Here is a 25,446-nt window from a genome sequence, read left to right as displayed (position 1 = left end):
TCCACGCCACAGAGCCAGGGGAAAAACGATGCCAGAACAAACAGCGAAATTCGGTGGGAAGACCGGAATCGACCCGAAGATCGCCGCCCGGATATCCGACGGAAAAGCCTGGGAACCGCTTCCCGACGACATCTTCGTCATAGATGGGGTAGCGCATACCTACAATCATGCGCCCGACAACCTGATACCCGGCTCCTATGCCCCCATGATGACGCAGATGTTGTGGGGGATCCACGAGTTCTACACGCCGCGCGACACGCCCAAATGGCTTGTCCCGCAACAGCATCGGATCATGCAGGACGCCGATCTGATCGGCCATTCGCTCTTCGGCGAGAGCCAGGTCGATGCCTGCGTCTATCACCACCTGCCGATCTTCAACCTGTTCAAGGATGGCGGCGGTCCGCTCTATGTCGGCAAGGAGATGCGCGAGCGGTGGCCCGGACGCGTCCTCATCTATGGCGGTATCAGCCCCTATCACGACAACGTGCTGGATGAGATCGACCGCTTCCTGGACGAGGAGAAAGTGTCGGGCTTCAAGTTCTACCCGCTTGATCTGGTGGGCGGCACGGTGCGCGGCACCAGGATGGACGACGAGAAACTGATGTTTCCGCTTTACGAGCGGATGCTCAAGCGCGGCATCAAGACCGTTGCCATGCACAAGGCAATCCCGTTCGGTAACGTCGGCCACGAGTATTTCATGGTCGATGATGTCAACGATGCCGCGACCAGTTTCCCGGAGATGAACTTCGAAATCTTCCACGGTGGCTTTGCCTTCCTCGAGGATACCGTGCTGAAGGCGACCTACAATTCCAACGTGACGATCAACCTTGAGGGCACAAGCGCCCTGATCTTCTACGCCCCGGAACGGCTGGCCCACATACTGGGTTCTCTGGTTCAGGCGGGCGCTGCGGATCGCATCGTTTGGGGAACCGGCGTGCCGGTCATCCATCCCCAGCCGTTCTTGGAGGCTTTCTGGAATTTCCAGATTCCGCTCAGCATGCAGGAAGGTTATGCCTATCCAGCGCTGACTCCCGAGATCAAGCGCATGATGCTTGGAGGGACACAGGCGCGTATCCTCAGCCTCGACGTGGAAAATCTAAAGCGGGTTGCCGCAACCGACGAGTTTGCGAAACGCGACCGGCTCGCCGAACCGTGGACAAGCGGCAGGGGGACGAAATGATGGATATGCGTAGCGCGGTCGAGGACGCCCTGGATCAGATCATCGATCCCTGCAGCGCCGGGATCGGCAAGCCGGTCGGGCTTGTCAGGATGGGGCTGATCAAGGAACTCGATCTTGCGATGGAGGGCGACGCTGTAGCAGTAAGATTGCAGCTGCGCGTGACGTCGCCCTGCTGCATGATGGGCCCCAGCTTCACGGCGCAAGCCAAGGAGAAGCTCATGAGCCTGCCCGGCATCTGTTCGGTCGAGGTGACCATCTCCCCGGAGATCGACTGGACGCCGGGCCACATGGCCCCGTCCTATCGCGCTACCCTCAGCGGTCCGCGGATTGGCTACCCGGAGGCATAGCAAGGTCTTGCCCGATCGGATCGTCCTGGGCCAGCGCGCATGGCTGCGACGATGAGCCGTCGTAACCCATGTCCTGCTCCGCTGGCTGACGCGGACGACATTTGCAGGCTCGACGCACGGCAACTGGCCTCGGCTTACGGGTCGGGATCGTTGTCGCCCGTCGAAGTGATCCATGCCGTGTTGAAGCGGGCAGACGTGGTGGATGCGCGCTTCAATGCTTTCACCAGGATCGACGTCGAAGGGGCATTGCAGGCAGCCCGACTCTCCGAGTAACGCTGGAGAAGGAAGGCTCCGCTGTCCGCAGTGGACGGCGTGCCGCACGAATATTACCCCGATGACGACCCGCAGCGTAAGCCGCTCAACCGCTGGCGCTCGCATGCCCATCTTTTGTTCGGCAACTGGATCAACCGGGTCTACCAGACCACCGAGTATGATCTGGAAACAATCGGCGAGGGTCGCTAGCCGACCGTCACAAGGCCGCGTCCGTTACCCGGGCGCGTCCCTTTGGCGCCCTGCTGGAAACCCTTCGACTGCAGGCGGCGATGGTGACTCGAACAGGCCGTCATCGCCAGCCGCGTGGGCATCGAGAACGCGCACAACGTCGACAAGCAAACGGAGGACCTCATTGATCCGATCGAGCACACGCCAGAGCAATTCCAGGTGGTTTGCGGACTGTCGGGTTTGGCCGGAGAAGTCGCAGATCCGCCTGTCGTCGCAAACATCCCGAACCATGCTCGACATGTTTGCTCAAGCTTTGCAGCGACACAGGCTATTCAGGCTTCCTGCTGACGCGCGAACCGGCGGGAAGCACCTCCAAGCTGCGCCGATCCATCTGCGCGAGAAGCTCTTCAAACCCAAACCGCGGCACCCAGGCAAGCCGACCTATGGCTTCAACGGAACAATATACCCGGTCTATGGACTGCGGCAGTATCCATCTTCTCCGGCCGAATTCGGCAGCAAGGGACGGCGCGCGCAGGCTGATGACGGATGCCGCATCATGCGCGAGGGCGTTACAGTCCTGCCTGACAAACGGAGTGGCGCCCGAGATGACATAGCGTTGGAAATGCGCTCCTTCGTTGCGCAGCGCCAACACATGGGCGTCTGCAACGTCGCGAACGTCAACGCCGCGATGCAGCCTATATGACGCCATCACGTCGCCCGGTTCCGGAAAACTCCGCGACATTCGCAACACGCGCACGTCCAGATTCGGGCACGCCATGTCTTCCAGGACCCGCTCGGCTTCAAGCTTGGTGCGATGATAGATGCTCTTGGGCTTGGGAGGGGTATTTTCATCGATCCAGGTGCAAGAGCCAGGGGCAACGGCGTGACCATACAAGGCTGTCGTGCTGGTGAAGACCAGTCGTTTCACAGCTGAGGCAAGCGCAACCTTTGCAACGAGGCGAGTGCCCTCTACGTTGATGCGGTGAAATTCCTCGTCCGGAACGAGACCGACATGGGGTGCGTGCAGCGCGGCCGCATGAACCACCGCGTCAGCCCCCTCGAATGCCGATCTCAAGAGCCGTTCATTGGCGAAGTCTCCAACAAGATGCGTGGTTGAGAAAGGCGAGCGGTCAATACCGACCACATCGTGGTCGCTTGCCAGAGCGCTGAAAATAGCGCGACCCACCCGCCCGGAGCTACCAGTAATCACTATTCGCATATCTTGTTTCTCGACGGTCATTGTCGCAAAAACCCAATAAAGCGACACGTCTACGCCTGATTTCCGCGAAGGGCACAACCGCAGGCCGCTGCTTCAGGATGGACCGCTTTATGGTTCACTATGGCATGTCGTGAACGACTGTGGCAGGGCTGGAGCCGATGCCGGGAGCATGGCGAAATTTGTGCGGATGAGCTCAAATCAAGTCGCTTTCGCCTTTCACCGGCGCCCGGTCTGCTCGAATTTCTGATCAAATACTGAACTAGCAACAGAACCGAATTGATCGCATCGATTCTGGGTTGTAGACCATGTTTTCCAGTGTCGTGGAGGATGCGATGCCGAAGCTGTCGACTGTGTCCGCTACCGGTGTTTCGCTTGTCCTTGTCACTACCATCGCCCTGACCGCTCCAGTCCGCGCTGACCAATTGATTTCTGGGTTCGTAGATCGCCGTTCGGCAGCAATGCACGCTGTGTCTGACACCATGCCCTTCATCCCCCCAGAGAGGTTCGCTCGGTGAGGTGAAGGTTCTTTTGCCAGGCGGTCTGGATTCGGGCTTCGATGACCTGGAGTGCCATGCGATGAGCGCGCGCGACGTCGAATTCGCCCTGGCGATGGGCGAATTGCAGCCAGAACCCATAGGACAGGCAGACAATGGTCTCGGCGATGTCGTCGGCCTCTTCCTTCGACACCAAGTCCTTCAGCGATCTGGCGAGATACTTGCGCAATTGATAGTCGCAGAGGCGCTGCATGCGATCGAAAGCCGGGTCGTACGGGACGCGGCTCCAGAAATAGAGCCAGGCCGACACCGCCAGGGGGGACACCTGCGAGGGCGCGAAATTGCCATCGACGATCGCCACGATCTCGTCAATCGTGCTTTTTGCCTGCTTGCGCCTGTCGCGGACTTCGCGGAGCAAACTGCCGACCAGGTCCGACATCGTCTCGGCGATCAGCGCTTCCTTGGTGCCGAAATAGTGGGTGATAATACTGGTGGCGACCCCTGCCTGAGTAGCAATCTTCTTCAGGGTTAGGTCATCGATGCCATCACGATGCAGAACTAGATAAGTGGCGTCGATCAACTGCTTCTGGCGAATGGGCGCCATGCCCAGTTTCGGCATTTCAATACATCCTCATGCGCAATCAGGCCCAATAGTATCTCACGTCGCCGAAAAGCACAGAGGTGACTGTGCTCATAGCGTCTACATCAGGCAATATCCGGCTTAGGAAAATAGCTCTAGTGACGAACACGGCCTGCCGACGCTTTTCTTAGGTCTGTCGCTCCGCATGCGACGGGCGATCAGGTCGATTGCGATGGCCTATCGGAAAGACCGGATCAAACAATAGAGAGGACCGCGGGCGGCCGAGGCCGTCCGCGGTCCGAAGCAATTTGATAGCATCAGCCTGATTGGCCAACGGGCCGATATTTGATCATTCGGCCGCGTGTTGGACCGGAATGCTCGGCTCAAGGCCCCGCGGGATCTTCTTTTCCTTGTCATAGAGGGGCATGTCGTCGAGGATCGCGACATGCGTGTTGCCGTCCCGGCAGAACACCTCTACCGCAGTTCCTGAAGCCATGGAGGTGCTGAGGCGGACGATCGCCACACCCTGCTTGAGATAGGGCGACCAGGCGCCCGCAGTGACGAAACCGACCTTCTTGCCGGCGATCGACACTGCGCCGAGACGAAGCGGTTCGCCGCCTGGGCACTTGAGGCCGACGACACGGTTCGAACCGGTGGCCTTGGCCAGCGCGGCCTTGCCGACGAAGTCGTCCTTGCTAAGGTCGACGAATGCACCGAGGCCAGCCTCGAACGGAGTCATGGTTTCATCCATGTCAGAGCCGTTGTTGAGGATGCCGCCTTCGATGCGGCGGATGTCCATGCTGTCGAGTGCGCAGATCTCCATGCCGTGCGGCTTGCCGGCTGCGATGAAGCGTTCCCACATGGCTGCGCCATCGAATTTGCCGCCGTTCGGCAGCGTGTAGACTTCGAATCCCATCTCGTTGGTCCAGCCGGTGCGCGATAGGATCACCGGCTGGCCGCCGATGGTCGTCCTAGCCACGGAGAAGTATTTGAATTCAGCCGGAACGCCGGTGTCGCTGAGCTTCGCCAGGATGTCGAGCGAGGCCGGGCCCTGGATCTGCGTGACCCAGGATTCCGGGTCCGAGATTTCGACGTCGAGATCCTGCGAGTGGGCAATGAACCAGGAGAAAACAGGACCGTCAGCCTGGACGTACCAGTAGGTGTCTTCCTCGAGACGCATCAGCACGCCGTCGCACAGGATCGTACCGTTAGGGTAACACAGCAAACCGTAACCGGCGCGACCGGGCTTCAGCTTTGCGCAATCGCGGGTGAACACGCGGTTGCAGAACTTTGCGGCATCCGGCCCCTTGATCTGGACAGGGCGTTCGCCGGTGTCGAACAGGCCGGCCTTGGTGCGCAGCGCCCAATAGCCGTCCAGGCGGTCGATCTTCTGCGACACCGGCATCAGGCGATTGTTGTAGACCGTGTACTTCGCGCCGTTGGCAACGTGGAATTGCGAGTAGGGTCCGCGGATAGTGCCGTAGTCCCAACCTGGCTCTTCATGGGCCGAGACAACGAGGCGGGTGAGGTTGGCTGTCATGATGGTTCCTCCTGTTATGACAACGGAATTTCTGTCGATTGGATAGGAATTGAAGGGATTGGACAGGCGCTCAGAGCGCCTCGGCCAGGTGCGGCTGGCCGCGCGCAGGTCTCTGCGACTGCAGCCCGCGCAGCCATTCGGCCGTCTTCTCAAAGCTGCCGAACGGGTAGAAGTGGACAGACCGGAAAATTGGCCGCCCTGACTTGCGCACGCCATCTGCCAGTTCGAGCAGCGTGTCTTCGGGCGAAAAGGACGTGGCCAGCTTGAAGGCGCGGCCGGCGTGGCGTGTCAGCATGCCAAAAGAGGCGCCGACGCCGCAATCCTTGGCGAAGCGCATGAGGGTGGTCATTTTGGCGAGGCCGGGCAGGCCGACATCCACGGCGATGCCGGGCGCGGCATTTTCGACGAAGTCGGCATGCCAGGCAAACAGCTTGTCGGTGTCGAACAGGAACTGTGTGACAAGCGACACGTCCAGGCCCACCTTGGCGGCATATTCGCACTTGTCGATCAAGGCGTTGCGCAGCGCTTCCCGGGCCACTCCAGGGTGGCCTTCAGGATGTCCGGCCAAGCCGATGGCCTCGATGCCATGGCCTTCGAGCATGCCTGTCCTCAGCACATCCAGCGAGGCGGCGTAGGGGCCTTCGGGGCGCGCCACATCGCCGCCAACCAACAGGACCTGCTTGACCGCAGCGCGCGCGGCGAGCTTGCCGAGGAACCCCTTGAGTTCGTCATGGCTTGCGAAGCGTCGCGCCGGGATGTGCGGCACCGGCTCCATGCCCTGATGTCGGAGCTTTTCGGCGGCGTCGACGATTTCAGCGGTTGAACCTGACGTATAGGCGACGTAGACACGGGTGCCTACCGGAAGATGATCGCGAAGATCATCAAACTTCTGCGTGTCTTTCGGCAATGCTTCTATGGAGAAGTTTCCGACGAGCGCGCCAATGGCCTCGTCGAGATCACTCCTCGTGACCGACAATCTCATTCCCTTCCTCCCATTAACTTCATGACGTCGAACCGCGGAACTTTTTTCGCCTTCGGTCAGTCATGTGGCGTCGTATTTAGTATGAGCGTACGATAATATCAAGACCGAAATTTGTTACGGGCATTTCCTGATGCCGGCCCAACGCTCGGTTGATGTGGGTATTTCCGACACCTGAAATGCCGCAATGGCTCAAAGCCACGTTATTATTGCTAATTAATTCAATAGCTTCACGAGAACCTCGCCTTTGCCGTTCGGCCGCGTGACCGCAACGTGAAATAAACCCATGGGACTCAACGCCCAGGGCGTCTGAAGGTGCGTTGGGCGATCAAAATGCGTGAACGCCTTGATTTAATCGTACCATGGTACTAATAAAACGCCGCCGATAGTCGGAGAAGGCAGCGCGGCCTGCGCCCAACACAAGTGTCGGCATTGCTCTGGGAGGAGAAAATCAATGACAGACATACCTATGACGGTCCCCGCTAACCGGGACCACCGGCTTATCCGGTCACTGACTTGGGTAGACGCCTTCTGGGTCACCAGCGGCGTGCCTGCCTTGGTCCTATTCACCATCGGACCGATCGCGGCCACCGCCGGCAACATTTCGGTGGCGGTCTGGACTGCTTCGATCGTGATGGGGTTCGTCCAGGCTTTCACTTACGGCGAGATCGCCAGCCTCTTCCCGCACAAGTCGGGCGGGGCGTCCGTCTATGGTGCAATCGCTTGGGTGCGCTACAGCAAACTGCTGGCTCCCATCTCGGTATGGTGCAACTGGTTTGCCTGGTCGCCTGTGTTGGCGATCGGCGTTAGCCTCGGCGCCGGCTACATCCTTGGCGTGCTGTTTCCTGCCGATTCGGTGGTCAACACCTGGCAGATCACACTCATCGATCTCGGTTGGCTACGCACCGGGCTCACACTTCGCATCAACTCGACCTTCGTCCTTGGCTTTGTGTTGATGCTGATCGTCTTTGCGATCCAGCATCGCGGCATCCTCTCGACAGCTAAGCTTCAGAAGATCTTTGCCGTTTCGTCCCTATTGCCGTTGGTCCTGATCGGTGTCGTTCCGCTCTTCACCGGCGATATTGTGTCGTCGAACTTCACCCCCTTCGTCCCGCTCACCCACGATACCGCCGGCAATGTCGTCAACGGCGCCTGGAACTGGCAGGGCCTGGTGGTTGTCGCCGGCAGCATGCTGATGGCGGCGTGGTCGACCTACGGCTTCGAGACGGCTGTCTGCTACACCCGAGAGTTCAAGAACCCGGCTGCCGACACATTCAAGGCACTGCTGTATTCGGGCCTTTTCTGCCTCGTCATCTTCATCCTCGTCCCACTTGCCTTCCAAGGATCGCTCGGCCTCGCTGGCATGCTGGCGCCTGATATCTATAGCGGCATGGGCGTGGCCAAGGCGATGGCGGCAATGGTCCATGCCGGCGGCATCATGACCAATGTCATCGTCGTGATGCTCGTCTGCACCTTGCTGCTGTCGATCATGACGGCCATGGCCGGCTCCTCACGCACGCTGTATCAGGGTGCGGTCGACGGCTGGCTGCCGCGCTACCTCGATCATGTAAACGAACACGGTGCACCTACTCGCGCCATGTGGACCGATCTCGGCTTCAACCTGATCCTGCTTCTGCTGTCGGATATCGTTTTCATCTTGGCGGCGTCTAATGTCGGCTACATCATCTTCATCTTCATGAACCTGAACTCCGGGTGGATCCATCGCATCGACCGCAAGAACTGGGAGCGCCCGTTCCGGGCGCCGAACTGGCTGCTCGCGGCAGGTACCTTCCTGGGCTATGTCAACCTCGTCTTCCTTGGCATGGGCGCCGACATCTGGGGCGAGGGGACACTGGTGACCGGCTTGTTCTTCGCCGCGCTCATCCTGCCAGTCTTCATGTTCCGCCACTACGTCCAAGACAAGGGACACTTCCCAGCTGCGATGAAGGAAGACATGCATTTGGGGCATGAGGAGGGAGCCACCAAGGCTGGTATGCTGCCCTATCTGGCGCTCGCCGGCGGTGTTGCGGTCGTCGCAATCTCTCACTGGCTGGCACTCTAGCCGATTCCCCCGGACGAGAGCGTGTGCTCCGCTTTCGTCCACATCGCTGGTGCGGGCGGGCATCGCCGCACCAGCTGGCCCGAGCCGTGAACGGGATCCTGCCAGGAAGGGCGAAGCGCCCGATTTTTAAGCATCAGGAGAAACGTATGAACGCGCCGAACAAGCACGCGGCATTTTCCGCAGTTGCGTCGTTGCCGGACGCTGATGTCTCGGACCTGCTGCGCGATTCGAGGTCGGCGACAGAGTTCCTTGTGCTGGTGCTGCCCGGTTTCTCTCAGCTCTGCCTTGCCTCGCTGATAGAACCCCTTCGACTTGCCAACTCGCTCACGCGCTCCTCACTTTTCGATTGGACAATCCACAGCGTGGACGGAAACCCGGTCCGATGCGCCAGCGGCCTAACGATGGGCGTGGCCGGAAGCTTGGCGGACGTAGCGAAAAGCTTCCATCCGAACGTTAACCTGGTTCTGTGCGCCGGCGAGAATGTCGAGAGGTTCCGGGGTGCCGTGTTGCGCAGCTACCTCCGTCAGGCATTGCGGGCCAGGGTGCCGATCTACGCGCTCGGCACCGCGGCATGGTTGCTTGCTGACGCAGCTATCTTGCGCAACGCGCGTTGCACTATCCACTGGAGTCGGATGGCAGCCCTATCAGAAAAATTCGAAGACCTTGCGGTCGATGATGCATTGTTTGTCCGCCACGGACAGATCGTCACCTGCGCCGGAGAGTTTGCCGCCTTCGATCTCGCCATGGATCTGGTTCAAAAGCAGGGTGGTGCCAACCTCGCAGGCAGTATCTGCCAACATGTAGCGGCCGATCGATGGCGGGACGGCGCCAGCTGCCAGTCCGTACCGCCGGGCCTGCGCTACAGCGGTGCCGGAAAGCGGTTGTTACCGATCATCAAACTGATGGAAGCAAATCTGGAGGATCCGCTGTCACTCGAGGAAATCTCGCGCCATGTTGCTGTTTCGCGCCGACAAATCGAGAGACTTTTCGAACGCCACCTGTCACGCACACCCTTCCAGCACTATTTGGCCCTGCGATTGGCCAAGGCGCGACAGTTGATCGAACTGACCGACATGCCGATCATGGATGTGGCCGTGGCCTGCGGCTTTGTTTCGTCCTCGCATTTCTCAAAGACGTTTCGCGATAATTTCGGAGTGCTGCCGAGAGAGCTGCGAATGCTGGACCGCGCTTGACTGGCCTTCCTATCGACTGGTGTTTAATGAGCGACTTGGTCGTAACGACCGGTGTAAGTGGCTGGCAAGCACTCAGCTGATCCCCCATTTTGCCTAGCATGATCGCCGAGAGGCAGCTATCGCATGGGTTCACCTGCAAACCGGACAGGCAGCAAACGGCCCCGACCAAGCCGGACGGCATCGGGCGGCAAATGGCAGTTTTCAGGAGTTCGCATTCTGGCCGTGAACGTCGGCAATGAGGTCGGATCTTGCCGGTCATCGCGGAGTGGCAGGCGTCAGGCTTTCATCGCCAGGCGGCCATGTTGTCATTGGCAATGCAGATCCGCCTGGGGTCAGATCGGGCTTTCGGCGCTAGGCGGGCGTGTACGCGCCACATTTGCCCGAGCCACAGCCAAGCTCGTTCATCAATGACCGGACACCGGACGGCTCGGGCGCTCCGCTTTCGCTGCCCTCGCGTATCGCCTCGCCCAGCTCAAGAGATGCCCTACCCCGCCTTTGCCCGGTGCTCGTGGAAGGCGCAGGCGAGGATGCGCAGGGCTTCGCGCGAGCGGCGGTCGGTGAGCGACGAGTGCAGCACGATTTCGGTTGCCGGCACATCGGGCAGACCGAACTTGCGGCTGACTTCGACGGTTCCGGGAGGCGCGAGACGGCTGGGAAAGACCGCTGTCGCCAGCCCGGCCGACACTGCCGCCGTCACCAACGACGAGCCGCCGCCGACGAACACCTCGACCCAGGCAATGCCGGCATCGTCGAGCGTGCGTATCGCCAGATCGCGCACGCCGCACAGCCGCGACAGCGTCGCCAGCCGGATCGGCTCGCCAAGACGATGATCGAACTCAGGCGTCGCATACCAGCCGAAATGCTCCGGTCCCAGCACCTCGCCGTCGCGGCGGTCGTCCTCACGCCGAACGATCGCGGCATCGAGCTCGCCACGGTCGAAGGCATCGAGCAACAGCGTCGAATTGTCGACCTGGACCTCGATGGTCAGGGCCGGGTCGTGCTGGCTGAGGCGGGCCAGCAGCGTCGTCACCTCCGGTCCGGCGACATGGCCGGCAATGCCAAGCGTGAAGCGCCGCGCCGAGCATGACAGGCCGGCAACCGCTTTGTCGTGCGCGGCGAGGAAGGCGCGTGCCGATTCGATGAACAGCGCGCCGTCGGCCGACAGCCTGACACGGCGCGGGGTGCGCTCGATCAGCTTGCGTCCGACCCGCTCCTCCAGCCGCTTGAGCTTGACCGAGACCGCAGCCTGGGTCGAGCCCATGGCGTCGGCGGCACGGGTGAAACTCTGCAGGTCCGCCACCATGACGAAGTTACGGACGGCCTCCGCGTCGAGCCACAGCATGTCATCTATACCGATTTGTTATCACTGATATATTTTTGCATAGCATTTATGCATGATCAAGCTTGGCATATCTCGGATGTTTCCAGATAACCAGCGGCGACCGGACTTCCTCCCCCGACGCCGCCAGCCGGAGACATGGGATGAAGCGGACGATGAGAGACAGTCTGGCGCTGGGGGCGATCTGCCTGTCGGCGCTGATGTTTGGTCTTGAGATATCGAGCGTGCCGGTGATCCTGCCGACGCTCGAACATGTGCTGCATGCCGACTTCAAGGGCATGCAGTGGATCATGAACGCCTACACCATCGCCTGTACGACGGTGCTGATGGCAACAGGCACCCTTGCCGACCGCTACGGCCGCCGGCTCGTTTTTGCGATTACGGTTGCCGCTTTCGGCGTGACCTCCTTGATGTGCGGCCTCGCCCCCAACACCACCGTGCTGATCGTCAGCCGCTTCCTGCAGGGCATGGCCGGCGGCGCCATGTTCATCTGCTCGATCGCCATCCTCTCGCACCAGTTCCAGGACGCCAAGGCACGCGGCAACGCCTTTGCCGTCTGGGGCGTCATATCAGGCATCGGCCTTGGCTTCGGCCCCATCATCGGTGGCGTGATCGTCGCCCTGTCGACCTGGCAGTGGGTCTTCCTCGTGCACGCTCCACTGGCATTGCTGTGCCTGGTGCTGACCTTCGGCAGCGTCAAGGAATCGCGTGACCCGCAGGCGACGAGGCTGGACCTGCCCGGCATCGTCATCCTGAGTGCTGCTGTCTTCGGCCTGACCTACTACATCACCCAAGGCGCTGATCTCGGCTTCCTCAGCCCGACGGCTCTCGCTATCGCCGCGGCGACGCTGATCGGCCTGATCGCCTTCGTCGCGGTCGAGCGGAGGCATTCGCACCCGATGTTCGACTTCTCGGTGTTCCGGATCCGTGACTTCTCCGGCGCCATCGTCGGCTGCGTCGGCATGAACTTCAGCTATTGGCCGTTCATGGTCTACCTGCCGATCTATTTCACCGCAGGCCTCGGCTATGACAGCACCGAAACGGGGCTCGCCGTGCTCGCCTATACGGTGCCGTTCCTGGTGATGTCGCCGGTGGCGCAGTATCTGCTCTTGCGCACCAGCCCACGCACCGTCATTCCGCTCGGCCTGTTCACCATCGGCCTCGGCTTCATCGCCATGTGGCTGGGCAGCCCTGTCGAAGGGGCGAGCGGCCTGACGGTGCTGCCCGGGGCGCTGATTGCCGGCATCGGTCTCGGTCTGACGACGACGCCGGCCACCAACATGACCACGGGTTCGGTGCCGGCCAGCCGCGCCGGCATGGCCTCGGGCATCGATGCCAGCGCCAGGCTGATCGCTCTTGCCGTCAACATCGCCGTCATGGGCTTCGTTCTCGTCGAGGGCATCCTTGCAGGACTTAGGGGGGCGCTGCCCGAGGGCGCCGATGCCGGCCAGCTCCGCTCGCTGGCCGAGCGCATCGCCGCCGGTGGCGTAACCGACGGCGCGCAAGGCGCCCTCGATGTGCCGGCCGATTCGGTCCATGCCGCGCTGGTCAACGGATTCCACTGGGTGATGCTCTATGGCGGCCTCGGCGTATGGGTGCTGGCGGCACTCAGCTTCGTGCTGTTCGGTGCCGGAAAGTCGTCGGCCAAGCCTTGCTCGGATGCGCAGACGCACGCGATCTGAGCGCACCGCTGCAGGCCTGCTCCAGCGGCCTGCAGCCCGGCCGATCAAGCCGGAGCCTTGGCCTTTGCCACATCCTTGATGCGGATCGGCTTGAGCACCGGCCCACGCTTGTCCTTGGCAAGGTGGACTGTCCGGTCGAACAGGCCGCCATTGTGACGTTTCGGGCCAAGATAGACGACGCCGGTGCCGGCGAGCTCGCCCTCGAACATGTCTTTGACCCGCTGATGCGCTGCTGCGTCGAGCGTCTCGAAGGCCTCGTCGACGATCGCCCAGTCTGGCTTGTGCAAACGCAGTCGCGCGAAGGCGACGAGCCGCAATTCGTCGCTGGTGAGTTCGTCGTTCCATGGCGCGACACGGTCGAGCGAGGTTGCCAGCCGCTCCAGCCCGACGGCGGCAAGCGCTTCGGCAAAATCCTTGTCGTCGAGGACTGTGCCGCTGGACGGATAGGCAAGCACCTCGCGCAGCGTGCCCGGCGGCAGGTAGGAAACGCGCGGCAGGAAGGCGACCTGCTTGTCCTTGGGCAGTTCGATGCGGCCATTGCCCCATGGCCACAGCCCGGCGAGCGCGCGGAACAGCAGCGTCTTGCCGGCACCTGCCTCGCCCGTGACCTGCAGGCGCTCGCCCGGCCTGACCCGGAGATGCGGCTCCGAAAGCCGGATGCAACCGCTTGGCGAGACCAGCTGGAGATCGTCGAACGCCAGGCTGCCGTCGTGGCTTTCGGCGACGTCGATGCGCTCCTCCTCTGCCCGGCCGACGTGGCGAGGATGACGGTCAGGATCGACAGGCCGAGCCAGACGAGTGTTCGGCGCACCGGAGAGCCGGCAAGCGCCTGCCGCGCCATTCTGAGATGGTCGAAAAACCGGCCGTCGACATCTGCTGCCAGAGGCTCACGATTGGTGTGGATGAACGATTGGGCTGGCATGCGCATCCTCCGGCTGGCCGCTTCGTGCGAATCGGCGCGGGCGGAGTGTGCCATTCAACTGCGATGGCGTATCAGCGAGTCGGCTGAACAGACCGTGATTGAAAACGCAGTCTTTGGCCGGGGCTCAGCCCTTCGGCACGAACACGTTGACCGATTTCGGCCGGATGCGGAAATGCGCCGGCGTCCAGGTAACCAGCTCGCCGTCGGTGTTGACCGGTCGCGGCTGCTTGGTGCGGATCGTCACCTCCGTGGTCTTGAAGGCGCGGACGTCATCCCACTGGCCTTGCGTGCCCTTGCGCAGGCTGGGCAGAAGCCTGAGCAGCCGCCACCAATGGTCGACCTCGAGGCTGTAGAGATCGAGCCAGCCGTCGTCGGCGGTCGCGGTCTCCTCGACGGTCATGCCGCCGCCATAATGGCGACCGTTGCCGACCGAGACCTGCATGGTGCGGATCTTTTCGGTGGTGCCGTCATGGTCGACATAACAGGTGAACAGCCGCGAACGCATCAGGATGCGGGCGGCGACGATGCCGTAGCCCAGCGTGCCCCAGCGCTTCTTGGCGTGCTCGGTGAGCTCGCCCGCCAGTTCGGCGCTGAAGCCGATGCTGGCGACGTTGAAGAACAGATGGCCGTTGACCTCGCCGAGATCGACGGTTGCCTGGTGGCCGGCGGCGATGATTTCCGCCGCCTTCACCGGGTCGGCGGGAATGCCCATCGTGCGGGCAAAGTCATTGGCTGTGCCGAGCGGCAATACGCCGAGCGTCAGGCCGGAATAGGACAGACCGGCGGCCGCGTTGTTGAGCGTGCCGTCGCCGCCACCAACGATTGCCATGTCGAAATGATCGGCATTGCGCGAGATCAGCTCGGAGGCGTTCTCGTCCTTGCTTGTTGCCATCTCCTCGATCTGGAGACCGGCATCGACGAGCACCTGACGGACGACATCGATCGAGCCACCACCACGGCGTGCGCGCGGATTGACGATCAGCATCGCACGCTTGCCCCTGGAATGCTGCACGGCGCGCTTTTGGTTGATGACGTCGGTCAGGAGGAAACCCCTATTCTTCACGGTGGGCCAAGCCCGCTGTCATCTAGGGATCGATCTGGCAAATTTGAAGGCAGGCGGATGAATATGCCGGCGGCGAAGCCAAGTAACCGGCAATATTCGCGTCAGTCCTGGGACGTTTCACGCACGCCGCGCCAGGCCGAGATGATGGCTGCGGCGGTTGCCTTGCCGGCCGCGTCGTCGATGAGCCAGGAAATCACCGAAATGCGCATCACCTCGCGTCCGCGCCATTTGGCGCCGCCGGCGAAGGCAACGCCGTCCCGCTGGAGCCGGATGATCGTTGCCCGGGTCAGTTCATCGCCGCGCTCGGCAGGCTCGTCGGCGCCGAAACGCACCAGCACCTGGTTGAGCACGACATCGTTGAGCACTGCGATGGCGTTTTCACCACGCAGCTCATCGGCGATCAGCCGGGCAACACGACAGTGCCGCTCGACCATCGTGGCAATGCCCTCGCGGCCGAGATGGCGGATGATCGCCCAGGTGGCAAAACCACGCGCCCGCCGCGACAGTTCGGGAACGAAATGGCTGGGGTCGCGCTCGCCCTCCATAGCCGTCGGCAGATAGCTCGCCGCAATCGTCATGGCGCGGCGATGTGCCTCGCTGTCGCGGACGATGGCATAGCCGCAGTCATAAGGCGTCTGCAGCCATTTGTGACCATCGGTTGCCCAGGAATCACAAGCGTCGAGCCCCTCGGTGAAATGCCTGAAAGCAGGGCAGGCACGCGCCCAGGCACCGAAAGCGCTGTCGACATGGATCCAGGCACCGACCCCGCGGGCGATCGGCCCCAGTTCGGTGAACCTGTCGAAGCCGCCGGTGTTGATCTGGCCGGCCTGCAGGATGACGATTGCCGGCCCCCGCACGTCAGCCGCACGGCGAGCGAAATCGTCCGGGACCATCTGGCCTTGGCTGTCGGTGGCGACCCGGATCAGCCGATCGTGGCCAAGGCCGAGGAATTGCAGCGCCGAAAACACCGTGGTGTGGGCGTCGTCTCCAATCAGCACGGAAATCGACGGCGCGCCGAACAGGCCGTTGGCTTCGACATCCCAGCCGACACGTCGCAGCACCGCACCGCGCGCTGCGGCCAGGCAAACGAAATTTGCCACCGTAGCACCTGTGACAAAGCCGACCGAGCTTTCGCGCGGCAGATCGAGCAGGTCGAGCAGCCAGCGCGCGGCAACCGTCTCGGCCGCGGCGGCCGACGGCATGGCGTGGTGGTTGCCGGCGTTCTGGCCCCATGCGCTGGTCATCCAGTCCGCAGCGACGCCGACCGGGTGCGAACCGCCAATGACCCAGCCGAAGAAGCGTGCGCCGGTGGTAACGTTGAGGCCCGGTTCGGCCCGTGCCGCCAGTTCGTCGACCACGACGCCGGGTGCTTCTCCGGTCTCGGGCAAAGGGCCGTCAAAGGCGGCCAAGGCGTCGGCGTAGCCATGCAGCGGACGCTGCGGCCTGGATGGCAGTTCCGACCTGTAGCGGATGGCATGGTCCGCGGCCTGGCGCAGCAGGCGCCCGATCTGTTCCCCCTCCATGGCAGTACCCTCTGCTCCAAGAGTGCCGTAATCCGCAGAAACATCAGAAACCAAGCATATTCCGCGCAGGGCTTCCCGGCAACGAACGCACCCGCAGTCTAACGATCTAGCTCGGGGAAATAGGGATCGGAATAGATCCGCCTGTCGCGTTCGCCGGCCATGCAGTCGACCCGGGGCTCGGTGTCGATCCTGACGACCGGCACGGCATGGGTTTCGCCGCTGACCTCGAGCACCAGCTTGCGCCGGATCGCAGTGGCGAATTCCGACGCCGCCTTGATCGGCAGGACGAACGAGCCGGCGCCGCCGGTGACACATTTGGCGTAATAATGGTCGAGCCGGGACGCCGTTCGCGACGGCCGGATCAGGATCGGCAAGCCGTTGATGACGATTCCTGGGCCAGAGCAGCGTCACGCGCGGGAAGCACCGGGTTGCCGAAATTGTTCGGCCCGTCGCCCGAAATGTCGATAACGCGGCGAAAGCCGTCGGCGTCGTTGCTGTCGAACAGGTTGGCGCCATAAGTGACCGCGCCCGAGATCGAGGTGCCGCGAAAGCCGCTGAACGGCCTCGCCTCAAGCCTGGCGGCGAAGGCGGCAGCACTCTGCGGCCCGTCGATGATCTGCCACGGCACCACCGATTCCTCGCGCACGGTGCCCGCCCATTCGAAATAGGTGATGGCGACGCGGCCATGCTGGCCGGACAGAACGGCATCAATGAAATCAGGGTGGCGCAGCGCCTCGACATAACCCGCGCGCTGGAGGGTGAACTCTTCCAGATCCATCGAGCGCGAGACGTCGACCGCAAGCACGAGCTCGACATCGACCGCAACACCAGCCACCGGGCGCGGCACCTCGCAGCCCAGACACAAGACTATGGCCAGCACGCCCAGCATCGTTTGCAGGCTCTCCGACGGATGGATCAGTGTCGCGGCAATGGCGTCGGAATGGAAGTGGTGCGGCTTCACCCCTTCGTGAGGTACAGCCTAGCCACCATGCTCCGCGTCGCCACGGCGCAGGGCTGGAAAGCCGCGTGAGGCGCCGGTGGGCGACAGCACCGGCACGAAGACGCGCCGCGAGGCGCGCTGCGCCACCGGAATGCCCTGGTAGACGCGCTTCTGCGCCTCGACGACGATGGCGCCGGCAAAGATCGGCCAGAGGCGGCGGCCTGCGCGCTCGAACAGATGGTCGAACTTCATCATCCATTTGCGCCGTGACGGCGGGAAATGCAGCGCATCCGACCATGCCGAGACGGTGAAATTGGCCTCGCGCAACAGTTCGTTGAGCTGGCCGGACGAGAATGGCCGCCCGGTGCCGAAGGGCGTGTGCTCGAAACGCGCCCACATGCCGCGCCGGTTGGGCACGACAATGACGATGCGCCCCGCCGGCGACAGCACGCGCCAGATCTCCTTCAGCGTCTCGCGCGGGTTTTCGGCATGTTCGAGCGAATGGACCAGCAGCACCCGGTCGACGGAGGAATCGACGAGCGGCAACTCCTCGTCAAAGACGAGTGCCGTCGAGGACGGCCCATTCGCCGGCCAGACCACGGCACCTTGTGTAGCCGGCATGAAGGCAAAGACACGCTCGGCATCGCTGCCGAATCGGTCGAGCCAGGGCAGCGTGTAACCGAGACCGACAAGCCGCTCATTGGGCAGACCGGCCCACACCGACGACAGCGCCATTGATATCGACTGCTCGGCGAGGCGGCCAAGCGGCGTCGAGTAGAAGGAGCGAAGATCGACGATGTCGGAATTCATGGGCCGAAGGTAGACGCGCCGCCCACCGACTTCAACGACCCCGCCCCATTTGGCGTGACAGACTTGCCGACGCGCCCTATCGTCGTTCCCGAACTGGAGTATTGCCATGGCCGCCGAGATCAAGCTTTTCATGTGCCGCACCGACAATTTCGGCGCGCTTTTGCACGACCGCGAAACCGGTGAGACGGCGATCATCGATGCCCCGGAGGAAGGCCCGATCCAGTTGGCGATCGAGCACAGCGGCTGGACGCCGTCGACGATCCTGACGACGCATCACCATACCGACCATGTCGAGGCGAACCTGGCCTTGAAGAGCCGCTACAAGCTGCGCATCATCGGCCCCGAAGCCGAGCGCGACAAGATCCCCGGCATCGACGACACGGTCGAGCAAGGCTCGGTCATTCCTTTCGGCAGCGAGACCATCGAGGTCATCGAGACACCGGGCCATACGGCCGGCCATGTCTGCTACTACCTGCCGAAATCGAAGCTGGCCTTCACCGCCGACACGCTGTTTGCGCTCGGCTGCGGCCGGCTGTTCGAGCGTCCCGCACCCGTCATGTTCGAATCGCTGAAGAAGCTCGCCGCCCTGCCGCCGGAGACGGTGATCTATTGCGGGCACGAATACACGCTGTCCAATGCGCGTTTCGCGCTGACGATCGATCCGGACAACGCAGCCCTGCGCGCCCGCACCGAAAAGATCGAGGCGCTGCGCAGCGACGGCAGGCCGACACTGCCGACGACAATCGGCGAGGAGCTGGCGACCAACCCGTTCCTGCGCTGGGCCGATCCAGCCATCCGCAAGCATCTCGGCATGGAAAAGGCGGCCGACGTCGACGTCTTCGCTGAGGTCCGCAAGCGCAAGGACAATTTCTGACCATGACGGCTCAGGAGATCATCGCCAGCCTCGGCATGCAACGCCACCCCGAGGGCGGCTGGTATGTCGAGACATTTCGCGACAATCCGGAAGCCGGACCGCATGGCCCGCGCGGCAACCAGACGGCGATCTATTTTCTGCTCGAGCACGGTGACGTGTCGGCATGGCACCGGGTCAAGGACGCTGCCGAAATCTGGCACTACCATGCCGGCGCGCCGATCGAACTGAAACTGTTCCAGGAAGGCGGCGTCCTTGTCGCCCACACGCTTGGCGTCGACATCGCAGCCGGCCAGCGGCCGCAATGCGTGGTGCCATCCGGCTGGTGGCAGACGGCGCGTTGCCTGGGTGACTGGACGCTTGTCGGCTGCACGGTGTCACCGGGTTTCGAATTCGCCCAGTTCGAGTTGGCGGAACCGGGCTGGGAGCCGAGTGTCGGCTAGGCCCCTGCCCCGTCGGCGGCCGGCCCCTTGCCCTCGCCAAAGATCAGCGATTTCGCCGCCAGCACCGCACCGCCGGTGATGAGCACGCAAGCGGCGAGGATGCGCAGCGATGGTTCGGCGAAGCCGGCCGCGATCAGCACCAGGGTCGACAGCAGCGGGGCTGCGTAGCTCGCAGCACCGAGCACCTGGATGTTGCCGCGCTTGACGCCGATGTCCCAGGCATAGAAGGCAGCACCGACCGGCATCAGGCCGAGGCCAAGCACGGCGAGCCACTGGCCGGCATTGGCCGGCAGCACGGTCTCTTCCAGCGCCAGGTGGCAGGCAAGGGAAAGCACCGACGTCGCCAGGCAGAACCAGGTGACGACGGTCGTCGGCACCGAGGGAAAGCGGCGTGACAGAAGCGAATAGCCCGACCACAGGAAGGCGCAGGCGAAGGCCATGATGTAGCCGAAGGCGTAGCGCGGCTCGAAGGCCAGCCCGCCGCCCTTGGTGACGATCAGGAAGGTGCCGGCCAGGCCGAGCAGCGCACCGGCGATGTGGTTCCAGCGCAGGCGCTCGCCCGGCATCAGCGCCGAGCCGAGCACAATGAAGAGCGGCCAGAGATAGGCGATCAGGCTGGCCTCGACCGCCGGCGCGTTGCGCAGCGCGGTGAAGTAGAAGAAGTGGTAGCCGAACAGGCCGACGATGCCGATGATCCAGACCTGCGCCGGGATCTTCTCGGCCTTGACGGGCTTGGGCATGAACAGGCGGGCAACGAGGCCGACGCAGGTGCCGATGGCGAAGGTGATCGCCGACATCAGGAACGGCGGCACCGAACCGGAGGCGTCGGTAAGCAAGGCCAGCAGCGCCCACATGGCGACCGCCGAAAATCCGATCAAGGTTGCGCGCCCCACTTACCCCTCCCGGCGCAACGCGCCTTTCACCGTGGAGCATGACCGCGTCCGGAAACCGGCGCCCCCTTTTCGTTGCCTATCCGAAAATCGATGTCCACTTTTCGGGAACATGCTTCGTTCGGGTCATGCTCAATTGGTCGCTTCGAAGCGCCGTGCCTTGACGGTGATCTTTCCGATCTCCGTGCTTACGGTCGCATATATAGGCGCATATACTCCGGTTTCGCCGAGCGGCGCAAACGTCACCATGATGCGGCTGCGGTCGCGCAGGAAGGTCAGCGCCTTCTTGTCGGTGCGGTAGCCCGAGACAGGCTGGAAGCCCATGCGGCAGGTGACTGTGTCGCCTTCGAACCCCTTGACCGCCATCTTCTTGCGCGACACCTCGGTCAGCTTGAGGTCGGCACGCAGTTCGCCGTCATAGATCCTGACAGTGCGGCCGCAGACCTTGTCGAGGCTGGGCGCGCGGATGACGGTCGCGGCGATCGGATCGGCGACGCCGCGCAGGTCGTTGGCGCCGAGCGGAATCCAGGTCTTGCCGCGCTTCTTGGGCGGCGGCACCACCTCGGTGCTGGTGACGCGGTCGCCGGAAAAGCCGACTGCGACGAGCGAGCTGACCTTGCCCGAGACATAGTCGGCGCGGAAGGCTCGTGGCCTGGTGCGGCCCTCGCCAAAACTGCCGCGCGACGAGATCGTGCCGCGCGTGTCGTCGAAGAAGGCCGCCAGCCCGGCGCTGGAGACCCTGCCGTTGACGATATAGGAGTTGCCCTCATAGGTGCTGTCGAAGGTCGCCTTGGCGACCGGAATGCCAAGAAACGAGAGCGAGTAATCGCCGCTGAAGGATTTGCCGGCGGCGAGCAGCGGCGAAGGCAGGACGGCGAGGCAAAGGCAAAGCAGGATCGGTGCGGGGCGGCGCATTCTCGTTAACACCTCATCGACAGCGCAAGCTGCGCCTGCCGCTGTTCACGTCCCTGCGCAATGGTTATAGAACCAATTCCGGCCATTCTGTGGAGTTGGGGACAATGCCTGGAAACAACCGGGGTGCTTGACGCGTCGGTGAAATACACTTATGGAACGCCAACTTTTTCCATGAGGCCGCCTGACTGAGACCGCGCGCCATCGTTATTCGGTGCGTCATCGTCGCTTGGTCCGCCAGAACTGAAGGTAAGTAACATGTCCCGCGCTTGCGAACTCACCGGCAAAGCCGTCATGACCGGCAACAATGTGAGCCACGCCAACAACAAGACCCGTCGTCGCTTCCTGCCGAACCTGGTCAACGTCACGCTCATCTCCGAGACGCTGAACCAGAACGTGCGCCTGCGCATTTCGGCCAACGCCCTGCGCACGGTCGAGCATCGCGGCGGCCTCGACGCCTTCCTGATCAAGGCTGACGCGGAAGAGCTGTCGCAGCGTGCGCGCCTGCTCAAGAAGCAGATCGCCAAGAAGAACGCCGAGCAGGCCGCAGCCTAATCGTCTGACGAGGCGGGGGACGACCGCCTGGAGCCTCTGACGGCCGCAAGGACGATGGAGGCTCCGCCCAAATCCGCCCGGGCTATGCCCGTACCGCTGGTTCCATTACCCAGGATAAAAAAATGAACTCCGGTTCAAGATACCTGCCTTTCGTGGCGGCCATGGCGCTTGTCGTCGTCGCTTCCAACATTCTCGTCCAGTTCCCGATGCAGGGACAGGTCGGACCTTTGGCGCTTGCCGACGTCCTGACCTGGGGCGCCTTCACCTATCCCTTCTCATTCCTGGTCACCGACCTTGCCAACCGGCGCTACGGCCCGAAGCTGGCACGGCGTATCGTCTTCGTCGGCTTCACGGTTGCGGTGGTCTGCTCGATCGTCATTCCGCCGGTGCTGTTCCGCTATGGCCTGATCCCGTTCGACACGGCTGCCGATCGACTGGCGCGAATCGCCGTTGCCTCCGGTGCTGCCTTCCTGACCGCCCAGTTGCTCGACATCACCGTGTTCAACTGGCTGCGCCGGCAGAGCTGGTGGCGCGCGCCGATCTTCGGCACGCTCGTCGGTTCGGTGTTCGACACGGCGATCTTCTTCGGCATCGCCTTTTCGGCAGCCTTCGCTTTCCTCGGCCCCGAGGATGCATTCGCCCTGGAAGCGGCCCCGCTGTTCGGCGTGCTGCCGTTCGAGGCGGCGCGCTGGATCTCGTGGGCGCTCGGCGACCTCACGGTGAAGCTTCTGATCGCCGTCTTCGCGCTGATCCCCTACCGCCTGATCGCCGCGCGCTGGACACAGCCGGCGCTGGCATAGCCGCCAACAAATACGACAGCATTGCCAAGAGCAGCCGATGATCGATCGGCTGCTCTTGCATGTCGGGCGCCGCCGCATACCTTACCGGCTCGCGCCACGGCATGATCGGCAAGGGTATGGCTCTCGATTCGGTTGATCTTTTCCTCGAGGTCGTTCGGACCGGAAGCTTTTCCGGCGCAGCCAGAGCCACCGGCATCCCCGTCTCAACGATAAGCCAGCGTATCGCCGCACTCGAAACCCGCCTCGGCAACACCTTGCTCAAGCGCACCACGCGACGTCTGGCCTTGACCGAAACCGGCGCAAGCTATCACGAGGTCGCGTCGCGGGCGCTGGCCGAACTGCGCGGCTACGAGGCCGAGCTGACCGACACGGCGGCAGGGCTGAGCGGCAAGCTCAGAGTGGCGAGCACGATCGCCATGGACGATGTGCTGGCGCCGCTGCTGAGCAGCTACCTCGAGGCTCATCCCAACATGTCGCTGGAGCTCAATCTGAGCGGCCGCAACGCCGACCTGTTTACTGACGGCATCGACGTCGCCATTCGGGTCGGCACGCTGCGCGACGATTCGGGGCTGGTGGCGCGTTCGCTTGGCAGTGCCGCGCTGAGGCTCGTGGCGTCACCTGCCTATCTCGCGGCACGTGCACCAATCAGCCATCCTGGTGACATCGACACCGGCCAGCTGATGTCCTTTTCCGGATATGCCTCGGCACAACTACGCCACGCCGGCGGCGCCCCCTACAAACTGAGCATCTCCGGTCGTTTCACCGGCAACCAGCTTTCGTCATTGCGGCATCAAGCCGTCGCGGGTCGTGGTATCGCGCTGGTGCCGGCTGCGTTCCTGGCCCGGGAACTGGCCAGTGGCGAGCTGGTGATTCTGTTGCCCGAGTGGAGCGGCGAGGCGCAGCCGATCCACATCGTCTATCTGCGCCAGCGCATCGTCTCGAGGCGCCTGCGCTCCTTCATCGACCATGTCGTCGCGCATTTTCCGCGCCAGCTGTTCGTCGCCTGATCTTCCGTCGATCCGGAAGCTGCATCCTGAAATCTCCGGCTAATCCGGCCGGGTACCTGTCCTTACCTTCGGCTCATCAAAGCGACGAAAGGACATGCAGATGCAGGACACACAGGGATTCTACTCGATCATCGACTACACCGTGGACGGCGCCCAGACACAGCAAGAGCTGATCGACGCCTTCGCCGGCCTGCAGGAAAAATGGGTACAGTTCTATCCCGGCTACAAGTCGGCGCATCTGTTTGCCAGCACCGACGGCACACGCGTCTACAACATCATCCACTGGGAAAGCGAAGCCGCGCATCGCGAATTCGAGCGCGTTTCGGACAATGCCGCGCGCATTGCGGCGATCCAGGGCGTCATCGACGGCCTCAAGGGCAAGGCCGAGCCCAGAATGAGCGGCCCACCGCGCTACAACCTCGTCCGCGAAATCGCGCCCGGCCCGCGCCCGATCGACGCCTGAGCCGGGAGGAGACCATGCAGATCGAGATGCATGCCGACGTGCTGTGCCCGTGGAGCTACATCGCCAAGCGCCGCCTCGAAGCCGCCTCGGCGCTTGCCGGCACGCCGATCAAGATCGTTTGGCGCAGCTTCGAGTTGTCGCCCGAAGGCGCCCTGATATCAGGCGACAGCGCCGCCGACATGATCAGGCAATGGCGCGGCGATGCGGCCGAAGCGCGGATCGCCCAGATCACAGGGTTCGCAACGGTCGAGGGCATCAAGCTCGACCTGGAGAACGCCCGCCCGGTCAACAGCTTCAACGCGCACCGGCTGGTTCACCTTGCTACAGCGAGCGGCAAGGCCGACGCGGTGATGGAACGCCTGCTGCGCGCCTATCAGAGCGAGGCCGAAAACATAGCCGACCGCGGCGTTCTGGACCGGCTTGGCCGCGAGGCCGGGCTTGCGCCAGGTGCGGTGGCGGAATTGCTCGCCGGCGACGACTTCCCCGCCGCCGTGCGCGCCGACAACCGCCTCGCCGTCGAACGCGGCATATCGGGCGTGCCGGTGATGGTCCTCGCCGGGACAGCGCCGACTTCGGCGGTCAAGCCGGTCGAGGAGCTTGCCAAGCTGCTGCGACAGGCGGCGGCAAGCGAGCCGAGCGCATGAGCATCGGTATTCGCTACTTTCCGCGACCACCGGGGACATGCTGGCGTAATGCAATCTCGACAATGTCGCGGGAGTTACGTCAGACACGGTGGATACATGACCATTACACTACGCCCGCTCAACGATGCCGAGCGGGCAAGAATGCTTGAACTGCAAGTCGCGCCGGCGCAGCAGAATTTTGTCGCCAGCAACGAGGATTCGATCGAAGAGGCTGATGCGGGCCACCATTGCGCGCCGTTCGCCATCTATGCCGATGACCTGCCGGTCGGCTTCACCATGTATGCGCTCGATCCCGACGACGGCAATTACTGGATCTATCGGCTGATGATCGACCAGCGTTACCAGCGGCTCGGCTATGGCCGCAAGGCGTTGCTGGAGATGCTGAAGCTGATGTCGAAGCTGCCCAGCTGCGGCCATGTCACCTTGAGCGTCGTGCCGGAAAACGAAATGGCGATGGCGCTCTATCGCGAGGTTGGCTTCCGCGCGACGGGCGAGGTTATCGGTGGCGAGGTCGTCTTTCGTCACGACCTTTCGGCGATCGGCTGAG

General features: G+C 62.9%; 25 protein-coding genes and 2 pseudogenes. 15 read left to right on the top strand and 12 right to left on the bottom strand.

Features of this window, described 5'->3' with window-relative positions:
- Positions 1 to 28 precede the first annotated feature (28 nt).
- From IG197_RS19335 to IG197_RS19320, 4 genes and pseudogenes are all read left to right on the top strand, one after another.
- A complete protein-coding gene (locus IG197_RS19335) occupies positions 29 to 1,180 on the top strand; it encodes an amidohydrolase family protein (protein ID WP_192314354.1) in 1,152 nt (383 codons plus the stop codon).
- The gene (locus IG197_RS19330; protein WP_192314351.1) at positions 1,177 to 1,527 is read left to right on the top strand and encodes a metal-sulfur cluster assembly factor; all 351 of its coding nucleotides are present in this window, start codon (positions 1,177 to 1,179) and stop codon (positions 1,525 to 1,527) included. The genes IG197_RS19335 and IG197_RS19330 overlap by 4 nt, the downstream gene beginning before the upstream one ends.
- 39 nt (positions 1,528 to 1,566) lie before the next feature.
- Positions 1,567 to 1,800 carry a hypothetical protein gene (locus IG197_RS19325; protein WP_192314348.1) on the top strand — a complete coding sequence of 78 codons (234 nt, stop codon included), beginning with the start codon at positions 1,567 to 1,569 and terminating at the stop codon, positions 1,798 to 1,800.
- Positions 1,801 to 1,839: 39 nt separating this feature from the next.
- Positions 1,840 to 1,989, top strand: a pseudogene (locus IG197_RS19320) (homoserine O-succinyltransferase); the annotation flags it as partial.
- 307 nt (positions 1,990 to 2,296) lie between these two features.
- Here the strand turns inward: IG197_RS19320 and IG197_RS19315 are convergent.
- The 4 genes from IG197_RS19315 to IG197_RS19300 all read right to left on the bottom strand — a co-directional run bounded on the left by IG197_RS19315 (position 2,297) and on the right by IG197_RS19300 (position 6,783).
- Complete coding sequence (locus tag IG197_RS19315) at positions 2,297 to 3,187, bottom strand: NAD(P)-dependent oxidoreductase (protein ID WP_192319861.1); 891 nt, start codon at positions 3,185 to 3,187, stop codon at positions 2,297 to 2,299.
- Positions 3,188 to 3,673: 486 nt separating this feature from the next.
- A complete protein-coding gene (gene betI, locus IG197_RS19310) occupies positions 3,674 to 4,300 on the bottom strand; it encodes a transcriptional regulator BetI (RefSeq protein WP_192314345.1) in 627 nt (208 codons plus the stop codon).
- A gap of 310 nt (positions 4,301 to 4,610) precedes the next feature.
- On the bottom strand, positions 4,611 to 5,801 hold the full coding sequence (locus IG197_RS19305) for an aminomethyltransferase family protein (RefSeq protein WP_192314342.1): 1,191 nt from the start codon (positions 5,799 to 5,801) through the stop codon (positions 4,611 to 4,613).
- Between the two features lie 70 nt (positions 5,802 to 5,871).
- The gene (locus tag IG197_RS19300; RefSeq protein WP_192314339.1) at positions 5,872 to 6,783 is read right to left on the bottom strand and encodes a methylenetetrahydrofolate reductase; all 912 of its coding nucleotides are present in this window, start codon (positions 6,781 to 6,783) and stop codon (positions 5,872 to 5,874) included.
- Positions 6,784 to 7,234: 451 nt separating this feature from the next.
- On the opposite strand from IG197_RS19300, the gene IG197_RS19295 reads away from it, so the two are divergent.
- Both IG197_RS19295 and IG197_RS19290 read left to right on the top strand, forming a co-directional pair.
- Complete coding sequence (locus IG197_RS19295; protein ID WP_192314336.1) at positions 7,235 to 8,842, top strand: APC family permease; 1,608 nt, start codon at positions 7,235 to 7,237, stop codon at positions 8,840 to 8,842.
- 146 nt (positions 8,843 to 8,988) lie between these two features.
- Positions 8,989 to 10,035, top strand: coding sequence for a GlxA family transcriptional regulator (locus IG197_RS19290; protein WP_192314333.1), 1,047 nt, complete (start codon positions 8,989 to 8,991; stop codon positions 10,033 to 10,035).
- A 484-nt stretch (positions 10,036 to 10,519) separates the two neighbouring features.
- On the opposite strand, the gene IG197_RS19285 is transcribed toward IG197_RS19290, so the two are convergent.
- Entirely contained in the window at positions 10,520 to 11,377 is an 858-nt protein-coding gene (locus IG197_RS19285) for a LysR family transcriptional regulator (protein ID WP_192314330.1), read from the bottom strand.
- A gap of 152 nt (positions 11,378 to 11,529) precedes the next feature.
- On the opposite strand from IG197_RS19285, the gene IG197_RS19280 reads away from it, so the two are divergent.
- Positions 11,530 to 13,056: an MFS transporter gene (locus IG197_RS19280; RefSeq protein WP_246765189.1), complete on the top strand. Its 1,527-nt coding sequence runs from the start codon at positions 11,530 to 11,532 to the stop codon at positions 13,054 to 13,056.
- Between the two features lie 44 nt (positions 13,057 to 13,100).
- Here IG197_RS19280 and IG197_RS19275 read toward each other — a convergent pair whose 3' ends face one another.
- The 5 genes and pseudogenes from IG197_RS19275 to IG197_RS19255 form a co-directional block, all read right to left on the bottom strand.
- Complete coding sequence (locus IG197_RS19275; RefSeq protein ID WP_256441259.1) at positions 13,101 to 13,715, bottom strand: ATP-binding cassette domain-containing protein; 615 nt, start codon at positions 13,713 to 13,715, stop codon at positions 13,101 to 13,103.
- A gap of 387 nt (positions 13,716 to 14,102) precedes the next feature.
- Positions 14,103 to 14,990 (bottom strand): lipid kinase, encoded by an 888-nt coding sequence (locus IG197_RS19270; protein WP_256441258.1) that lies wholly within the window; start codon positions 14,988 to 14,990, stop codon positions 14,103 to 14,105.
- A gap of 152 nt (positions 14,991 to 15,142) precedes the next feature.
- Positions 15,143 to 16,564, bottom strand: coding sequence for an aspartate aminotransferase family protein (locus IG197_RS19265; RefSeq protein WP_192314324.1), 1,422 nt, complete (start codon positions 16,562 to 16,564; stop codon positions 15,143 to 15,145).
- Between the two features lie 98 nt (positions 16,565 to 16,662).
- Positions 16,663 to 17,453, bottom strand: a pseudogene (locus IG197_RS19260) (DUF1194 domain-containing protein).
- A 90-nt stretch (positions 17,454 to 17,543) separates the two neighbouring features.
- A complete protein-coding gene (locus IG197_RS19255) occupies positions 17,544 to 18,314 on the bottom strand; it encodes a class I SAM-dependent methyltransferase (protein WP_154386119.1) in 771 nt (256 codons plus the stop codon).
- A 106-nt stretch (positions 18,315 to 18,420) separates the two neighbouring features.
- Here IG197_RS19255 and gloB point away from each other — a divergent pair, with 106 nt between their 5' ends.
- Positions 18,421 to 19,188: a hydroxyacylglutathione hydrolase gene (gene gloB, locus IG197_RS19250; protein ID WP_192314321.1), complete on the top strand. Its 768-nt coding sequence runs from the start codon at positions 18,421 to 18,423 to the stop codon at positions 19,186 to 19,188.
- A gap of 2 nt (positions 19,189 to 19,190) precedes the next feature.
- Positions 19,191 to 19,628 carry a cupin domain-containing protein gene (locus tag IG197_RS19245; protein WP_192314318.1) on the top strand — a complete coding sequence of 146 codons (438 nt, stop codon included), beginning with the start codon at positions 19,191 to 19,193 and terminating at the stop codon, positions 19,626 to 19,628.
- On the opposite strand, the gene IG197_RS19240 is transcribed toward IG197_RS19245, so the two are convergent.
- On the bottom strand, positions 19,625 to 20,521 hold the full coding sequence (locus IG197_RS19240) for a DMT family transporter (protein ID WP_192314314.1): 897 nt from the start codon (positions 20,519 to 20,521) through the stop codon (positions 19,625 to 19,627). The genes IG197_RS19245 and IG197_RS19240 overlap by 4 nt on opposite strands.
- Before the next feature lie 129 nt (positions 20,522 to 20,650).
- A complete protein-coding gene (locus IG197_RS19235) occupies positions 20,651 to 21,433 on the bottom strand; it encodes a DUF3108 domain-containing protein (protein WP_192314311.1) in 783 nt (260 codons plus the stop codon).
- Between the two features lie 255 nt (positions 21,434 to 21,688).
- On the opposite strand from IG197_RS19235, the gene rpmB reads away from it, so the two are divergent.
- The 6 genes from rpmB to IG197_RS19205 all read left to right on the top strand — a co-directional run bounded on the left by rpmB (position 21,689) and on the right by IG197_RS19205 (position 25,445).
- Positions 21,689 to 21,985, top strand: a complete 297-nt coding sequence (gene rpmB, locus IG197_RS19230; protein WP_067957607.1) for a 50S ribosomal protein L28 — start codon at positions 21,689 to 21,691, stop codon at positions 21,983 to 21,985.
- A gap of 122 nt (positions 21,986 to 22,107) precedes the next feature.
- Positions 22,108 to 22,785, top strand: coding sequence for a queuosine precursor transporter (locus IG197_RS19225; protein ID WP_067957605.1), 678 nt, complete (start codon positions 22,108 to 22,110; stop codon positions 22,783 to 22,785).
- A 59-nt stretch (positions 22,786 to 22,844) separates the two neighbouring features.
- The gene (locus tag IG197_RS19220; RefSeq protein WP_192314308.1) at positions 22,845 to 23,792 is read left to right on the top strand and encodes a LysR family transcriptional regulator; all 948 of its coding nucleotides are present in this window, start codon (positions 22,845 to 22,847) and stop codon (positions 23,790 to 23,792) included.
- A gap of 100 nt (positions 23,793 to 23,892) precedes the next feature.
- Positions 23,893 to 24,255 (top strand): antibiotic biosynthesis monooxygenase, encoded by a 363-nt coding sequence (locus IG197_RS19215; RefSeq protein ID WP_192314305.1) that lies wholly within the window; start codon positions 23,893 to 23,895, stop codon positions 24,253 to 24,255.
- 14 nt (positions 24,256 to 24,269) lie between these two features.
- Positions 24,270 to 24,899: a DsbA family protein gene (locus IG197_RS19210; RefSeq protein WP_192314302.1), complete on the top strand. Its 630-nt coding sequence runs from the start codon at positions 24,270 to 24,272 to the stop codon at positions 24,897 to 24,899.
- A 96-nt stretch (positions 24,900 to 24,995) separates the two neighbouring features.
- Positions 24,996 to 25,445: an N-acetyltransferase gene (locus tag IG197_RS19205; RefSeq protein WP_192314299.1), complete on the top strand. Its 450-nt coding sequence runs from the start codon at positions 24,996 to 24,998 to the stop codon at positions 25,443 to 25,445.
- Position 25,446 lies beyond the last annotated feature (1 nt).

The organism is Aminobacter sp. SR38 (genome assembly GCF_014843375.1).
In the GTDB taxonomy this organism is placed as follows: domain Bacteria; phylum Pseudomonadota; class Alphaproteobacteria; order Rhizobiales; family Rhizobiaceae; genus Aminobacter; species Aminobacter ciceronei.
This window is presented reverse-complemented; position numbering and strand designations above follow the sequence as displayed.

Coding starts and splice junctions, on each gene's coding strand:
- IG197_RS19335 (WP_192314354.1), top strand. CDS start 29: ATGCCAGAACAAACAGCGAAATTCGGTGGGAAGACCGGAATCGACCCG.
- IG197_RS19330 (WP_192314351.1), top strand. CDS start 1,177: ATGATGGATATGCGTAGCGCGGTCGAGGACGCCCTGGATCAGATCATC.
- IG197_RS19325 (WP_192314348.1), top strand. CDS start 1,567: ATGGCTGCGACGATGAGCCGTCGTAACCCATGTCCTGCTCCGCTGGCT.
- IG197_RS19315 (WP_192319861.1), bottom strand. CDS start 3,187: ATGCGAATAGTGATTACTGGTAGCTCCGGGCGGGTGGGTCGCGCTATT.
- betI (WP_192314345.1), bottom strand. CDS start 4,300: ATGCCGAAACTGGGCATGGCGCCCATTCGCCAGAAGCAGTTGATCGAC.
- IG197_RS19305 (WP_192314342.1), bottom strand. CDS start 5,801: ATGACAGCCAACCTCACCCGCCTCGTTGTCTCGGCCCATGAAGAGCCA.
- IG197_RS19300 (WP_192314339.1), bottom strand. CDS start 6,783: ATGAGATTGTCGGTCACGAGGAGTGATCTCGACGAGGCCATTGGCGCG.
- IG197_RS19295 (WP_192314336.1), top strand. CDS start 7,235: ATGACAGACATACCTATGACGGTCCCCGCTAACCGGGACCACCGGCTT.
- IG197_RS19290 (WP_192314333.1), top strand. CDS start 8,989: ATGAACGCGCCGAACAAGCACGCGGCATTTTCCGCAGTTGCGTCGTTG.
- IG197_RS19285 (WP_192314330.1), bottom strand. CDS start 11,377: ATGCTGTGGCTCGACGCGGAGGCCGTCCGTAACTTCGTCATGGTGGCG.
- IG197_RS19280 (WP_246765189.1), top strand. CDS start 11,530: ATGAGAGACAGTCTGGCGCTGGGGGCGATCTGCCTGTCGGCGCTGATG.
- IG197_RS19265 (WP_192314324.1), bottom strand. CDS start 16,564: ATGGAGGGGGAACAGATCGGGCGCCTGCTGCGCCAGGCCGCGGACCAT.
- IG197_RS19255 (WP_154386119.1), bottom strand. CDS start 18,314: ATGAATTCCGACATCGTCGATCTTCGCTCCTTCTACTCGACGCCGCTT.
- gloB (WP_192314321.1), top strand. CDS start 18,421: ATGGCCGCCGAGATCAAGCTTTTCATGTGCCGCACCGACAATTTCGGC.
- IG197_RS19245 (WP_192314318.1), top strand. CDS start 19,191: ATGACGGCTCAGGAGATCATCGCCAGCCTCGGCATGCAACGCCACCCC.
- IG197_RS19235 (WP_192314311.1), bottom strand. CDS start 21,433: ATGCGCCGCCCCGCACCGATCCTGCTTTGCCTTTGCCTCGCCGTCCTG.
- rpmB (WP_067957607.1), top strand. CDS start 21,689: ATGTCCCGCGCTTGCGAACTCACCGGCAAAGCCGTCATGACCGGCAAC.
- IG197_RS19225 (WP_067957605.1), top strand. CDS start 22,108: ATGAACTCCGGTTCAAGATACCTGCCTTTCGTGGCGGCCATGGCGCTT.
- IG197_RS19220 (WP_192314308.1), top strand. CDS start 22,845: ATGTCGGGCGCCGCCGCATACCTTACCGGCTCGCGCCACGGCATGATC.
- IG197_RS19215 (WP_192314305.1), top strand. CDS start 23,893: ATGCAGGACACACAGGGATTCTACTCGATCATCGACTACACCGTGGAC.
- IG197_RS19210 (WP_192314302.1), top strand. CDS start 24,270: ATGCAGATCGAGATGCATGCCGACGTGCTGTGCCCGTGGAGCTACATC.
- IG197_RS19205 (WP_192314299.1), top strand. CDS start 24,996: ATGACCATTACACTACGCCCGCTCAACGATGCCGAGCGGGCAAGAATG.